The 13,604-nt window shown below is 74.0% G+C and carries 10 protein-coding genes; 2 read left to right on the forward strand and 8 right to left on the reverse strand.

Annotated elements, in window-relative coordinates; all coding sequences use genetic code 11:
* Positions 1-391: 391 nt before the first annotated feature.
* From ACIA8O_RS32865 to ACIA8O_RS32880, 4 genes are all read right to left on the reverse strand, one after another.
* Positions 392-1,117 (reverse strand): nucleoside/nucleotide kinase family protein, encoded by a 726-nt coding sequence (locus ACIA8O_RS32865; RefSeq protein WP_396297675.1) that lies wholly within the window; start codon positions 1,115-1,117, stop codon positions 392-394.
* 10 nt (positions 1,118-1,127) lie between these two features.
* Positions 1,128-2,090, reverse strand: a complete 963-nt coding sequence (locus ACIA8O_RS32870) for an LD-carboxypeptidase (RefSeq protein ID WP_396297676.1) — start codon at positions 2,088-2,090, stop codon at positions 1,128-1,130.
* A 91-nt stretch (positions 2,091-2,181) separates the two neighbouring features.
* Positions 2,182-3,228, reverse strand: a complete 1,047-nt coding sequence (gene trpS, locus ACIA8O_RS32875; protein ID WP_396297677.1) for a tryptophan--tRNA ligase — start codon at positions 3,226-3,228, stop codon at positions 2,182-2,184.
* A gap of 225 nt (positions 3,229-3,453) precedes the next feature.
* Positions 3,454-3,969: an NUDIX hydrolase gene (locus tag ACIA8O_RS32880; protein ID WP_396297678.1), complete on the reverse strand. Its 516-nt coding sequence runs from the start codon at positions 3,967-3,969 to the stop codon at positions 3,454-3,456.
* Between the two features lie 80 nt (positions 3,970-4,049).
* Between ACIA8O_RS32880 and ACIA8O_RS32885 the strand changes: the two genes are divergently transcribed.
* Positions 4,050-4,940 carry an ATP-grasp domain-containing protein gene (locus ACIA8O_RS32885; RefSeq protein WP_396297679.1) on the forward strand — a complete coding sequence of 297 codons (891 nt, stop codon included), beginning with the start codon at positions 4,050-4,052 and terminating at the stop codon, positions 4,938-4,940.
* Between the two features lie 7 nt (positions 4,941-4,947).
* On the opposite strand, the gene ACIA8O_RS32890 is transcribed toward ACIA8O_RS32885, so the two are convergent.
* From ACIA8O_RS32890 to ACIA8O_RS32905, 4 genes are all read right to left on the reverse strand, one after another.
* Positions 4,948-5,493 carry a MarR family winged helix-turn-helix transcriptional regulator gene (locus ACIA8O_RS32890; RefSeq protein ID WP_396297680.1) on the reverse strand — a complete coding sequence of 182 codons (546 nt, stop codon included), beginning with the start codon at positions 5,491-5,493 and terminating at the stop codon, positions 4,948-4,950.
* 96 nt (positions 5,494-5,589) lie between these two features.
* Positions 5,590-6,894, reverse strand: a complete 1,305-nt coding sequence (locus tag ACIA8O_RS32895) for an MFS transporter (protein WP_396297681.1) — start codon at positions 6,892-6,894, stop codon at positions 5,590-5,592.
* Between the two features lie 184 nt (positions 6,895-7,078).
* The gene (locus ACIA8O_RS32900; RefSeq protein ID WP_396297682.1) at positions 7,079-10,924 is read right to left on the reverse strand and encodes an ABC transporter ATP-binding protein; all 3,846 of its coding nucleotides are present in this window, start codon (positions 10,922-10,924) and stop codon (positions 7,079-7,081) included.
* 171 nt (positions 10,925-11,095) lie between these two features.
* The gene (locus tag ACIA8O_RS32905; protein ID WP_396297683.1) at positions 11,096-11,710 is read right to left on the reverse strand and encodes a TetR/AcrR family transcriptional regulator; all 615 of its coding nucleotides are present in this window, start codon (positions 11,708-11,710) and stop codon (positions 11,096-11,098) included.
* A gap of 145 nt (positions 11,711-11,855) precedes the next feature.
* On the opposite strand from ACIA8O_RS32905, the gene ACIA8O_RS32910 reads away from it, so the two are divergent.
* Positions 11,856-13,562 carry a carboxyl transferase domain-containing protein gene (locus ACIA8O_RS32910; RefSeq protein WP_396297684.1) on the forward strand — a complete coding sequence of 569 codons (1,707 nt, stop codon included), beginning with the start codon at positions 11,856-11,858 and terminating at the stop codon, positions 13,560-13,562.
* Positions 13,563-13,604: the final 42 nt, after the last annotated feature.

The following is a 13,604-nucleotide window of genomic DNA, read 5'->3' on the forward strand; positions in this document are numbered from 1 at the left end:
GATGTCAACATATCTGGCGTTGACTTTTGGCACGCTGTTGAGTTCTCAAGGAACGGTGGCTTCCTTCGGACTGCCTTCCGGCAGGCCCTCCGGGCGCTTCGTTCTTTCGTGTTTCCAGCTTATCAGACGTTTTCCGTGCCGTTTCCGGCGCTTCCCTCGTCCAACTCGCTTGCGTCTTCCGCGACCTGACGGCCTGTCCGACGTTTCAAACCTTAGCCGATCCCCGCTCCGAAAAGCGAATCCAGCCGCAACCCATATAAACGCACACGACAAATAGACCCACCCCGCAAAAGAGCACGGGGCAGCACTGATTCAGAAGTGGTGTTCCAAGGATTGGCCGCCCCGGGACCGTCCACACAAGAACGCGTGTCCGGTGCTCCCTGCCGAGCGACTAGGGAACACTACCCCCGGCGCCACTCGAAGGCAAACATCCCACTTCGACGACCCGCGTGCAGGCCGCCAGGCCCTCCTTCACGTACGTGCCGTTGGGGTCGTCGTTGCCGTCGATCCATGCCCTGGCCGCCTCCGGCGTGCGGCCGCCCGCCACGTGACGGTGCATCAGGCGCTCGTCCCGGACGGAGTCCGCCGTGGCGACGTACCAGAGCTCGTGGAGGAGGGGGCGGACGGCGGACCAGGGGGCGTCGGTGTTGGCGAGGTAGTTGCCCTCGGTGATGACCAGGCGGGTGTGGGGGTGGATGACGTGGCGGCCGGCCACCGGCTCGTCGAGGGTGCGGTCGAAGCCGGGGGCGTAGACCTCGGTGAAGCGTTCGGTGTGGACGCGGCGGAGGAGGGCGACGTAGCCGTGGGCGTCGAAGCTCGGCGGGGAGCCCTTGCGCTGGCGCAGGCCGAGGCGGTCGAGCTGGGCGTTGGCGAGGTGGAAGCCGTCGAGGGGGAGGTAGGCGGCGGTGCCGGGGCCGTGGGTGCGGTCGATCTCGGTGACCAGGTGGAGGGCGAGGGTGGACTTGCCGGCGCCGGGCGGGCCGGTGAGGCCGAGGACGGAGCGGCCCTTGTGGATGGTCCGGCCGTCGAGGAGGCGGGCGGCGAGGGCGACCAGGCTCTCGGGGGTCGCGGGGCCGGAGGGGACGGGAGGGGTGGAGGCGTTGGTGTCCAGCGGCATGGGGCGGACCTTACTCAGCCGGGTGCGCGGTGAGGGCCGGCACGTCGAAGGTGAGGGTGCCCGCGTCGGCGTCCAGGGTGGCGGGGAGACCGAGCGGGACGGTGAGGGTGGAGGGGCAGTGGCCGAAGCCGAACTCCCAGACCACCGGGACGCCCAGCGGGGCGAGCCGGTCGTGCATGGTCGCGCGGACCTGGTCGAGGGGGCCGCAGTCCTCCCAGGAGCCGAGGGCGATGCCGGCCACGCCCTCCAGGGCGCCGGAGCGGATCAACTGGGTGAGGATGCGGTCGAGTTGGTACGGGTGCTCGCCGACGTCCTCCAGCAGCAGGATGGTGCCGGCGAAGGAGGGGCGGGCGGTGGGGGTGCCGCGTTCGGCGGCGAGCAGGGCGGCGCAGCCGCCGGCCGTGGTGCCGTGGGCGGTGCCCGGGACGAGGGGGGTGCCGGTGGAGCCGACCACCAGGGTGGTCTCGGGTTCGAAGAGGGTGCGGCGCAGGTGTTCGGCGGTGGGCGGGTCGGCGATGAAGGTGGCGCCGGTGCCGAGCGGGCCGTAGAGGGTGGGGACGCCGAGGCGCTGGGCGACGGCCTCGTGCAGGACGGTGATGTCGCTGAAGCCGACCAGGGCCTTGGGCGGGGCGGCGCGCAGCGCGTCCCAGTCGAGCAGGTCGACCATCCGCTGGACGCCGTAGCCGCCGCGGGCGCAGATCACGGCGGCGACGGTGGGGTCGAGCCAGGCCTGCTGGAAGTCGGCGGCGCGGTCGGCGTCGGTGCCGGCCAGGTAGCCGAGGTGGTTGTCGCGGTGGTGGGCGCCGGGGACGACCTCCAGGCCCCAGGAGCGCAGGATCGCGGTGCCGGCCTCGACCTGCGCGGCTTCGAGCGGTCCGCTGGTGGCGACCAGGGCGACCCGGTCGCCGGGCACCAGGCGGCGGGCCCGGCGCAGCGCGCCGACGGCGGAGGTGGCGGTGGTCGTCTGGGACATCGTCGGGTACCCCTCGGAGGAACGGCGGACGGAGCGGGTGCGGTGCCGGTCGGACGGGTGCCCGGCCGGCACCGCGCGGTCCCTCCCAGTCCTACCGCATGCCCATCGCGCGGCGGACCTCGGCCAGGGTGGCGTCGGCGACGGCGTTGGCCCGTTCGGCGCCCTCGGTGAGGACGGAGCGCAGCAGGGCGCGGTCCTCGGCGAGTTCGGCGCGGCGGGCGCGGATCGGGCGGAGGTACTCGTTGACCGCCTCGGTGACGTACTTCTTGAGGGCGGCCGCTCCCCCGTCGCCGATCTCGGCGGCGACGGCGGCCGGGTCGCGGTCCTGGCAGAGGGCGGCGAGCTGGAGCAGGCCGGAGACGCCGGGGCGGGCCTCGGGGTCGTAGGTGATGTGGCGGGAGGCGTCGGTGGTGGCGCCGCGGATGAGCTTGGCGGTGCGGTCCTCGGTGGCGCCGAGCGGGATGGCGTTGCCTCGGCTCTTGCTCATCTTGCCGCCGTCGGTGCCGGGGAGCAGCGGGGCGTCGGAGAGCAGCGGGCGGGGCACGGGGAAGAGCTCGGTGGCGTAGCGCTCGTTGAAGCGGCGGGCGATGGTGCGGGTGACCTCCAGGTGCGGGAGCTGGTCGCGGCCGACGGGGACCAGAGTGGCCTTGCAGAACAGGATGTCGGCGGCCTGGTGCACGGGGTAGGTGAACATCAGTCCGCTGACGGCGGCCTGGCTGGAGTGGGCGATCTCGTCCTTGACGGTGGGGTTGCGGCTGAGCTCGGCGACGCTGACCAGGCTGAGGAAGGGGAGCATCAGCTGGTTCAGGGCGGGGACGGAGCTGTGGGTGAAGACCGTGGCGCGGGCCGGGTCGACGCCGGCGGCGAGGTAGTCGAGCACCAGGTCCTCGGCCGCCTCGGCGGGGCGCTCGGCGCGGTCCCGGTCGGTGAGGGTCTGGTAGTCGGCGACCACCAGGAGGAGTTCGACGCCGGCGGCCTGGAGGTCGACGCGGTTCTTGAGGGTGCCGAAGTAGTGGCCGAGGTGGAGCGGGCCGGTGGGGCGGTCGCCGGTGAGGATGCGGTGGCCCTCGGAGTGGCGGCGGACCTCGTCGAAGGTGATGTGGCCGGCGGTGGTGGCGGTGGTGGTCTGCGTCTGCATCGGTGGCTCCTGGGAGGTGACGGTGGGTCGGACCGTCCGCCAGGAGGTGCCGCGTGCGGACACGCCGCAGGGCCGCCCTCGCGGACGGCCCTGCGGTCATGCGTGCGGGGTGGCCGTCCTAGGACGGCCACCAGGTGAGGCACGGCTGAAGCTTCATGCCACCCAGGGTAGCCCCCGTGGCCGGGGGCGGGACAGGGACTTTCCGCCCGCCGGTCCGGCTCGCCGTCAACTACGGTGACGGGCCCAGTCGTTGGGCACGTACCCGAGGTCGACCGGGGTCACGGTGCCCCGGCCGGCCAGCCAGTCCTCGCGGACCGCGGCCAGCAGCTCGGGCAGCTGCGGCGGCCAGAGCGCGTCCGCGTCCGGGTCGGCCAGCTCCTCCGGGGTCCACCAGCGGGAGCCGAGGATGCGGTCGGTGGCGTGCACCGCGCTGACGTCGCCGACCGTGCCGCGGCGGGGTCCCCGGCTGAGGTAGACGTGCTCGTGCTGGCGGACCGGGATGCCGTGCCAGGTGAAGTCGTGCTCCCAGGTGCAGAGCAGCGGGCCGGGGGCCAGGTCGGTCCAGCCGGTCTCCTCCCAGAGCTCGCGGCGGGCTCCGGTGGCCGGGGACTCGCCCTCCTCGATGCCGCCGCCCGGCATGTTCCAGTGGACGCCGACCTCGCTGTTGTCCGAGCGGAGCAGGAAGACCGCGCCGCCCGGTTCCAGTACCGCGGTCCGTGCCGCTCGTCGTGGGGTTCGCATCGGGTCACCTTGGCAGACGGCTCCGGCGGCGACCAGGGCATTTCCGTGGCACCGCCCGTCTCCGGCCCTACCCTGGGCGGATGATCCTCTTCCCCGTCGATCCGCTGACCCCCCGCCGCCCCGATCCGCACTTCCTGCTGGAGGCCCGACGGGTCACCGAACTCGGCGGCGGCACCGTCCTGTTGGACCACGACGCGCTGCTGGCCGGGGACGTCCGGGAGGCGGTCCGAGGGGTCCCGGCGGGCGGCGGTCCGCTCTGGTACCGGGGGTGGATGGTCCCGACGGCCCGGTACGCCGAGCTGGCGGAGGCGCTCGCCGAGCGCGGGCGGCCGCTGATGACCAGCGGTGCCTCGTACGCCGACGCCCACGAGCTGCCGGGCTGGTACCCGGTCTTCGAGGGCTCGACGCCGGAGAGCGTCTGGCTGCCGGGCGGGCCGGGCCGTGGCGGTGCGGTGGGCGAGGCCGCGCTGGCGGACGCGGCGCGGCGGTTGGGCGGGCGGGGGCCGGCCGTGGTGAAGGACTACGTGAAGTCGCGCAAGCACGAGTGGGACGAGGCCTGCTACGTGCCGGAGCTGGCCGACACGTCCGGGCTGCTGCGGGTGGTGCGGCGATTCGAGGAGCTCCAGGGGGAGTTCCTGGCCGGAGGCGTGGTGCTGCGGCGGTTCGAGGAGTACCGGCGGGGCGCGGACGGCCGGGCGGTGGAGGCCCGGGTGTGGTGGCTGGACGGCGACCCCGTGCTGGTCGGGCCGCACCCGGACCAGCCGGACGCGGTGGTCCGGCCGGAGCTCGGCGTGGTGCAGCCACTGGTGCGGTCACTGGGCTGCCGCTTCGTCACCACCGACCTGGCGCAGTCGGCGGCGGACGGCTCCTGGCGAGTGGTGGAGGTGGGTGACGGGCAGGTCAGCGAACTGCCGCGCGGGGCGGACCTGGGGCGGCTGCTGACGGCGCTGCTCTCCCGGACCGGCGGCTGACGGGGGCTCAGCCGGTGGCCGGGGCCCGCTCGGCGGTCCAGGTGGCGGTCCGCTCGGCGGCGGGGAGCCCGGGGAGCCGGTCCGTGGGCGGGTGGTGGCCGCAGGCCAGGAAGACCACGGGGGCGCCGTTCTGCTCCACCATGCGGTCGAGGAGTTCCGCGAGCGCGCCCCGTCCGGCCTCGCCGATCCCGTCCGCCAGTGCGTCGATCCGGCAACGGGCGTCGGCGTAGAAGAGCTCCGCGAGCCCGGTGCCCTCGGGCGTGAGCGCCACCCGGACCGCGCGGGCGTCGCCGGGCCCCGGCTCGCGGCGGACCATTCCGCGCTGCGCGGTGCGGTCCACCAGCCCGGTCAGGCTGGACCGGGCCAGGCCGAGCACTCCGCCCAGTTCGCCCATCCCGTGCGGCCGGGCCATCAGGACGCAGAGCAGCTGCCCCTGCTGCGGGGTCAGGCCGAGCCCGCGGGCGGACTCGGCGTACACCTCGTTCACCAGGAAGGCGGACCGCACCAGGGTGCTGACCAGGTCCGGGCGCCCGCCCGAGGAGGTCGTGGCCATCCGGTCAGGCTAGCACCGGCGATACGTCCACCGGCATACGAACTACCGCCTGTGCCAAAGGAGTCCGGGCGCACGGGTGCGCAGCGCCGCACGCGGTCAGCGTCCGGCACCGACCGGCTCCGACGGGACCGCCCCGCCCCGGGACGGCGTCGCCCTCCCGGGCGGCACCGACCGCTGGGCCGGGACGAACACCCGACCGGCCGTCGGCGCCGCGCCCCGCCGGGCGACCAGCACCAGCGGGACGCCCACCACCGCGAGCAGACCGCCGAGCGCCAGCCCCATCCCCGGGTACCCGGCGGCGGACGCCAGGGCCGCCCCGGCCACCGGACCGGCCGCCACCCCGAGCGAGGAGCCTGCCCCGGCCAGCACAGCCCACCGGCCGGCCCGGTCCAACCCGGCCGCCAGCGCGATCAGGTGACTGAGCACCAGCGGGTAGCAGGTGTTCCAGAGCACCTCGCCGACCGCGAACGGCAGCACCGATCCGGCACCGCCCGCCAGCACCATGCAGAGCGCGATCACCGCCGTACCGGCCCCGATCGGCAGCGCCCGCCCGAACCGGGAGCCCATCGCGCTCGCCACCGCCACCCCGAGCAGGCCGCCGCCGAGCGCGGCGGCGAAGACCAGGCCGAGGGTCTGCTCGTCCAGGCCGACCCGGGCGGTGCCGATCTGGCCGCTCACGCCCCAGAGCGCGTTCTGCCCCATCGACCAGAGCAGCATCCCGCCGGCCAGCACACAGCCTGCCGCCTTCCGGGGCAGTCCGCTCCTCACCGGGGAGCCCGGGGAGCCCAGCTCCTCCATCCCCTTCGGCAGCGGACCGACCGCCGGCCGGTCCGCCAGCCGACCCGTCGTCAGCCCGGCCAGCAGCGCCCAGCCCGCGACGGCCGCGAACGGCAGCCCGTGTCCGCCCCCGAGCCGGGGCAGTGCCAGGAAGAGCGCGGCGGCCACCGCGGAGGTGGTCAGCAGCCCGAGGGCCGAGCCGCGCTGCGGGTCGACGGTGGCGGCGATGCCGGTGGAGGCCACCGCCGTCGCGGTGCCCGCGCCGAGGCCGGTGAGCAGGCATCCGGCGAGCAGCAGCGGCAGGTCGCCGGAGAGCGCGGCCACGGTGCCGCCGAGCGCCAGCAGCCCGACCCCGGCCCGGGCCAGTCGGACCGGGCCGGACCGCCGCACCCGGCCCGCCAGTAGCAGGCCCGCCGAGGCCGAGGCGAGCAGCAGCGCGCTGCCCACCGCCCCGGCCTGAGGGGTGGTCAGCCCGAAGGAGCCGACCAGCCGGCCGACCACGGTCGGCAGCAGGTAGGCGGGCAGGTAGCCGGCGGAGAACAGCAGCACCAGGGCGGTGGTGGCCGCCGCTCCGGAGGAGGAGCGGCCGGCGCTGGGCCGTGCCTCGCGGGCGCGCGGAACCATGGGCGTGGCCTCTCGACCAGGGCGGACCGGGGTGGTGCTCCCGGCCTCTCGCGCGGTCGCCCGCCCTGTCTACCAGCCCGTCCCCGGGTGACGGCCCGTCAGAACCGTCCCGCAACCGCCGGGCTGCACAGTTGCGGCCCGCCCGAGATCGCTCCGTGATCGAACGGCCCCTCCCCCGCGACTGCTACACCCGCTCCTTCCGGTACTCCTCGAACTCCTGCCGGTCCTGCTCGGGGTGTTCGTGGTGCCCGTGGTGCTCGGCGACGAAGGCGCGCCAGAGGCGGGCGTAGACGCCGTCGAGGGCCAGCAGGGAGTCGTGGGTGCCGTCCTCCACCACCCGGCCGTGGTCCAGGACGACCACCCGGTCGGCCCGCTCGGCGGTGGTCAGGCGGTGGGCGATGACCAGGGTGGTGCGGCCGCCGGCCAGCCGGTCGGCGGCGCGGTTGACCGCGGCCTCGGTGGCCAGGTCGAGCGCGGCGGTGGCCTCGTCCAGCAGCAGGACGTCCGGGTCGACCAGTTCGGCCCGGGCCAGGGCTATCAGCTGGCGCTGGCCGGCCGAGAGGTTGCGGCCGCGGGAGGTGACCTTGTGGTCGTAGCCGTCGGAGAGACCCGTGATCATCCGGTGCGCGCCGACCGCCCTGGCCGCCGCCTCCACCTCGGCCTCGGTGGCCTCCGGCCGCCCGTACGCGATCGCCTCGCGCACCGTGCCCGCGAACAGGTACGCCTCCTGCGGGACCACGCCGAGCCGGTGCCGGTATTCGGCCAGGTCGTACGCCGACACGTCGGTGCCGTCCACCAGCACCCGGCCGCCGGTCACGTCGTAGAACCGTGCCACCAGCTTGACCAGCGTGGACTTGCCCGCGCCGGTCTCGCCGACCAGGGCGACGGTCTGACCGGCCGGGATGTGCAGGTCGATGCCGCTGAGCACGTCCGGCCGGCCCTCGGCGGCGCCCTGGTAGGCGAAGCTGACGCCCTGGAAGGTGATCTCGCCGCGCAGCTTGCCGACCGGCAGCGGGTGCTCGGCGTCCGGGGTGCTGGTCGGGGTGCGCAGCAGCTCGCGGATCCGGCCGAGGCCGACGGCGGCCTGCTGGTAGCCGTCGAAGATCTGCGAGAGCTGGTTGACCGGGGCGAAGAAGAGGTCGATGTAGAGCAGGTAGGCGACCAGCGCGCCGATGGTCAGGGTGCCCGACTCGACCCGGGCCGCGCCCACGATCAGCACCAGCGCGGCGGCGGTGCCGGAGAGGAACTGCACGAACGGGAAGTACAGCGAGATGTAGAACTGCGCGCGGTTGCGCGAGTCCCGGTAGGCGAGCCCGCTGGCCTCGAAGCGCGCGGTGTTGACGGTCTGCCGGCGGAACGCCTGGACGATCCGCATGCCCGCGACGTTCTCCTGGAGCTCGGCGTTGACCGTGCTGATCAGCTCGCGGGAGCGCTGGTACTGGGTGCTGGACCTGCGCCGGAAGATCCAGGTCGCGACCGCCAGCAGCGGCAGCACCGCGAACACCACCAGGGCCAGGCCCGCGTCGATCACCAGCAGCGCACCGAAGATGCCGAAGAAGGTCAGCAGGCTGACCACGGCGGTGACCACGCCGGTCTGCAGGAAGGAGCTGATCGAGTCGACGTCGGTGGTCATCCGGGTCATGATCCGGCCGGAGAGCTCGCGCTCGTAGTAGTCCAGGCCGAGCCGGTTGAGGTGGGCGAAGATCTTCAGCCGCAGGCTGTAGAGCATCCGCTCGCCGGTACGGCCGCTGACCTTGGTCTCGGTGCTCTGCACCAGCCAGTCGAGCAGCACGATGACCAGCGCGGCGAGCGAGGCGACCGCCACCCCGGACATCGCGGCCTTGCTGACGCCGTCGTCGATGCCGTGCCGGATCAGGACCGGCAGGCTGAGGCCGGCGGCCGCGTCCAACGCGACCAGCAGCAGGGCGAGCAGCAGCGGGAGGCGGAACGGGGCGAGCATCCGGCGCAGGTTGAAGTCCGGGTCACCGGCCTCGGCCCGCTCGACCGGGATCGCGGGGGTGTCGGTGGCGGGGGGCAGCGCGGCGACCTTGGCGAGCAGCTCGGGGTCGGCACCGGGCTTCTTCTCCGCCTCCGCCTCCGCCTTGCCTGTCGTCTTGCCTGTCGTCTTGCCTGTCGTCTTCGCCGGGGTCTTGTCGAGGACCGCCGGGGCGGGCTCGGCCGCCGGTGGGCGAGGGGTGTCGAGGACCTCGTCGGGGTTGCTGATCAGGGAGCGGTAGAGGGGACATCGGGCCTCGAGCTCCTCGTGCGTGCCGAGGTCGACCAGGCTGCCGCCGTCCAGCACGGCGATCCGGTCGGCGAGCTGGAGGGTGGAGCGGCGGTGCGCGATCAGGAGGGTGGTGCGGCCGGCCGTGACGCCGTGCAGCGCCTGGTGGATCTCGGCCTCGACCTGCGGGTCCACCGCGGAGGTGGCGTCGTCCAGGAGGAGCACGGCCGGGTCGCTGAGGATGGCCCGGGCCAGCGCGATCCGCTGGCGCTGGCCGCCGGAGAGGGTGAGGCCCTGCTCGCCGACCTTGGTGGCGTAGCCGTCCGGCAACTCCCGGATGAAGCCGTCGGCCCGGGCGGCCCGGGCGGCGGCCTCGACCTGCTCGTCGGTGGCGTCGGGGCGGCCGTACGCGATGTTCTCCCGGACACTCTCGGAGAAGAGGAAGCTGTCCTCCGGGACGATGCCGACAGTGGCCCGGACGGAGTCGAGCGTCAGCGCGCGGACGTCGTGCCCGTAGAGGCGGACGGCTCCTGACGCGGCGTCGTAGAACCGCGGCACCAGCTGCGCCACGGTGGACTTGCCGGAACCGGAGGCGCCGACCAGGGCGAGCGTCTCGCCCTCGGCCAGGCGGAAGCTCAGCCCGCGCAGGACGTGGCCGGGGCCGGCCTCCTGCTGGGCGCCGTAGGAGAAGTCGACCCGGTCGAACTCGACGGCGGGCGCGCCGGCGGTCCGGGGCCGCGTGGTGAGGTCGAGGGCGTCCGGGGCCTCCTGGACCTTCGGGCGCAGGTCGACCAGCTCGAGCACCCGCTCGACGCCGGCCCGGGCCTGCTGGCCGACAGTGATCACCATGGTGAGCATCCGGACCGGGCCGGTGAGCTGGGCCAGGTAGGTGGAGAAGGCGACGAAGGTGCCGAGGCTGACCTCGCCCCTGACGGCCAGCCAGCCACCGAGTGCCAGCACCGCGACCTGGCCGAGCGCCGGGACGGCCTGCATGGCCGGGTTGTAACGACTGCTCAGCCGGATGGAGCGGAGCCGGGCGGCGAACAGCCTGCGCGAGGCGGCCTCCAGCTTGGCCCGCTCCTGGGCCTCCTGGCCGAAGCCCTTGACCACCCGGACACCGCCGACGGCGCCGTCCACCACCCCGGCCACGGCGGCGGCCTCCTGCTGCGCGGCCCAGGTGGCGGGGAAGAGGCGCTTGCGGCTGAGGGTGGCGGTCCACCAGAGGGCCGGGCCCATCAGCAGCGCGATCAGGGTGAGCGGCGGGGAGAGCCAGAGCATGACGCCCAGGGACATGCCGAACATCAGCACGTTCCCCGTCATCATCGGCAGCATGAAGAGCAGGCCGACGACCAGTTGGAGGTCCGAGGTGGCCCGGCCGACCACCTGGCCGGTGTCGAGCTCGTCCTGCCGGTCCCCGTCGAGCCGGGTGAGCGAGCGGAACAGGTCGGCCCGCATGTCGTGCTGGACGTCGATGGCGAGCTGCCCGCCGAAGTAGCGGCGGACCTGGGTGCAGAGGAAGACCACCGCGGCGGCCACCAGCAGCAGGACCGCCCACGGGGTGAGCGGGCGGCTGTGCGCGGTGATCACGTCGTCGATGATCACCTTGGTGATCAGCGGGACGGTGGAGGTGACGGCCATGCCGACCAGCGAGGCGCCGAAGGCGAGCAGCACGCCGCGACGGTGACGCCAGCTGTAGCCGGACAGGCGGCGCAGCCAGCCGGGGGCCCGACCTCCGGGTGCCTGGTCTTCGGCCGCCTGGTCTTCGAGTGCCCGGTCTTCGGCTGCAGATCCGTGAGTCTCACGCATATTTAGGGATACTAACCATTTCATCGCTCGCCCCCCAGTGCTTATCCGACGGGCCCGTGGATGCGAACAGCCTGACCCCCGGGCTGCTTCCCGGCCCGACCAGCATGGCTCCCCGGCACGGCACGGCGGACCGGTCCGACGTACTCCGTGCGGACCGCCGTTGGACCTAGGTCAGTGGGCCGACTGCTCGGCGGCGGCGGTGAAGGCGCCCTGGGCCAGGCCGTGCAGCAGGGCGGCCATGGCGGTGCGGGACAGGCCGGTGCGGTCGGCGCTGTGCGGGGTGGAGTTGAGCAGACCGAAGACCGCGTGGACCACGGTGCGGGCGGTCGGCTCGGCGGCGGGCTCGGCCAGCGCCGGGTGGGTGCGCCGGACGGTGTCCACCCAGAGTTCGACGTAGGAGCGCTGGAGGCGGCGGACCTTGCGGCGGTCCTCCTCCTTGAGGTGCAGCAGCTCGCGGTCGTGCAGGGTGATCAGGTCGCGGTCGTCCAGGGCGAACTCGACGTGGCCGTCGATCAGGGCGTCCAGGGCGCCGTCCGGCGTACCGGCCTCACCCGCTCGGCGGCGGCCCTCCTCCAGGAGTCGCTCGCTGATGCCGATCAGGAGATCGGCGAGCATCGCGTCCTTGCCGGAGAAGTGGCGGTAGAGCGCGGGGCCGCTGATGCCGACCGCCTTGCCGATCTCGTCCACGCCGACACCGAGGAAACCCCGGGCGGCGAACAGCCGGGCCGCCTCGCGGCGGATCTGGTCCCGGCGCGGGACTGCGGGGGCTGCGGGGACCTTCGACATGACACCCATCGTAGACAGTGGGGTTATCCGTGGTTAACCTGAGCCCAGGAGTTAACGCTCATTAACCTGGGGCGGCTCCGGGCCTCGGGCTACCCGTACCTCCGGCCCGGCCCGTCCGCTCTCCGAGGGCAAGGGAGCTCTGGGGATGGTCCTCTCGACTGCCGGGCTGTACGGACCGCAGGGTCCGCGGACCGGCCGGGACAGCAGCGCGGTGCCGACGTTCGACCCGGCCGCCGCGCCCGCGCCCCGGCTGGAGAGCTCGGCCGACCCGGGCTCGGCCGCGTACCGGGCGAACACCGCCGCGCACCAGGCGCTGGTCGCCGAGCTGCGGACGAAGCTCGCGGCGGCTGCCGAGGGCGGCGGCGCCAAGGCCCGCGCCCGGCACACCGCACGCGGCAAACTGCTGCCGCGCGACCGTGTGGACACCCTGCTCGACCCGGGCTCCCCCTTCCTGGAGCTCGCCCCGCTCGCGGCGGACGGCCTCTACGACGGCGCCGCCCCGGCGGCCGGCGTGATCGCCGGGATCGGCCGGGTCGCCGGGCGCGAGGTGGTGGTGGTCGCCAACGACGCCACCGTCAAGGGCGGCACCTACTACCCGATGACGGTGAAGAAGCACCTGCGGGCGCAGGAGGTGGCGCTGGAGAACCAGCTCCCCTGCGTCTACCTGGTGGACTCCGGCGGCGCCTTCCTCCCGATGCAGGACGAGGTCTTCCCGGACCGCGACCACTTCGGCCGGATCTTCTACAACCAGGCCCGGCTGTCGGCCGCGGGCATCCCGCAGATCGCCGCGGTGCTCGGCTCCTGCACGGCCGGCGGCGCGTACGTCCCGGCGATGAGCGACCAGGCCGTGATCGTCCGGAACCAGGGCACCATCTTCCTCGGCGGCCCGCCGCTGGTGAAGGCCGCGACCGGCGAGGTGGTCACCGCCGAGGAGCTGGGCGGTGGCGAACTCCACTCCCGCACCTCGGGCGTGACGGACCATCTGGCCGAGGACGACTCCCACGCTCTGGCCATCGTCCGGAACATCGTCTCCGGCCTCGGCCCGCGCGCCGCCAAGCCCTGGCCGCTCACCCCGGTCGAGCCCCCCGCCGTCGACCCGGCCGGGCTGTACGGGGCGGTGCCGGTGGACCCGCGCACGCCGTACGACGTCCGCGAGGTGATCGCCCGTCTGGTGGACGGCAGCCGCTTCGCCGAGTTCAAGGCGGAGTACGGGACCACCCTGGTCACCGGCTTCGCCCGGATCCACGGCCACCCGGTCGGCATCGTCGCCAACAACGGCGTGCTGTTCGCCGAGTCCGCCCTCAAGGGCGCGCACTTCATCGAGCTCTGCGACCAGCGCGGCATCCCGCTGCTGTTCCTCCAGAACATCACCGGCTTCATGGTCGGGCGCCAGTACGAGGCCGGCGGCATCGCCAAGCACGGCGCCAAGATGGTCACCGCCGTGGCCTGCACCCGGGTGCCCAAGCTGACGGTGGTGATCGGCGGCTCGTACGGCGCCGGGAACTACTCGATGTGCGGGCGGGCCTACTCCCCCCGCTTCCTGTGGATGTGGCCGGGCGCGAAGATCTCGGTGATGGGCGGCGAGCAGGCCGCCTCGGTGCTGGCCACCGTGCGCCGTGACCAGCTGGAGGCGCAGGGCGAGGAGTGGCCCGGCGAGGCCGAGGAGGAGTTCAAGCGGCCGGTCCGCGAGCAGTACGAGCGGCAGGGCAACGCCTACTACTCGACCGCCCGGCTCTGGGACGACGGCGTGATCGACCCGATGGACACCCGGGCCGCCCTCGGCCTGGCCCTGACCGCCTGTGCCAACGCCCCGCTCGCCCCGGCCCGGCCGTACGGCGTCTTCCGCATGTGACGCGTCGTCGGGGTGGGTGCCCGGCCCGACCGGCGCCCACCC

Origin of the sequence: Kitasatospora sp. NPDC051853, assembly GCF_044452665.1 — a bacterium.
Classification (GTDB): domain Bacteria; phylum Actinomycetota; class Actinomycetes; order Streptomycetales; family Streptomycetaceae; genus Kitasatospora.

Coding starts and splice junctions, on each gene's coding strand:
- ACIA8O_RS32865 (WP_396297675.1), bottom strand. CDS start 1,117: ATGCCGCTGGACACCAACGCCTCCACCCCTCCCGTCCCCTCCGGCCCC.
- ACIA8O_RS32870 (WP_396297676.1), bottom strand. CDS start 2,090: ATGTCCCAGACGACCACCGCCACCTCCGCCGTCGGCGCGCTGCGCCGG.
- trpS (WP_396297677.1), bottom strand. CDS start 3,228: ATGCAGACGCAGACCACCACCGCCACCACCGCCGGCCACATCACCTTC.
- ACIA8O_RS32880 (WP_396297678.1), bottom strand. CDS start 3,969: ATGCGAACCCCACGACGAGCGGCACGGACCGCGGTACTGGAACCGGGC.
- ACIA8O_RS32885 (WP_396297679.1), top strand. CDS start 4,050: ATGATCCTCTTCCCCGTCGATCCGCTGACCCCCCGCCGCCCCGATCCG.
- ACIA8O_RS32890 (WP_396297680.1), bottom strand. CDS start 5,493: ATGGCCACGACCTCCTCGGGCGGGCGCCCGGACCTGGTCAGCACCCTG.
- ACIA8O_RS32895 (WP_396297681.1), bottom strand. CDS start 6,894: ATGGTTCCGCGCGCCCGCGAGGCACGGCCCAGCGCCGGCCGCTCCTCC.
- ACIA8O_RS32900 (WP_396297682.1), bottom strand. CDS start 10,924: ATGCGTGAGACTCACGGATCTGCAGCCGAAGACCGGGCACTCGAAGAC.
- ACIA8O_RS32905 (WP_396297683.1), bottom strand. CDS start 11,710: ATGTCGAAGGTCCCCGCAGCCCCCGCAGTCCCGCGCCGGGACCAGATC.
- ACIA8O_RS32910 (WP_396297684.1), top strand. CDS start 11,856: ATGGTCCTCTCGACTGCCGGGCTGTACGGACCGCAGGGTCCGCGGACC.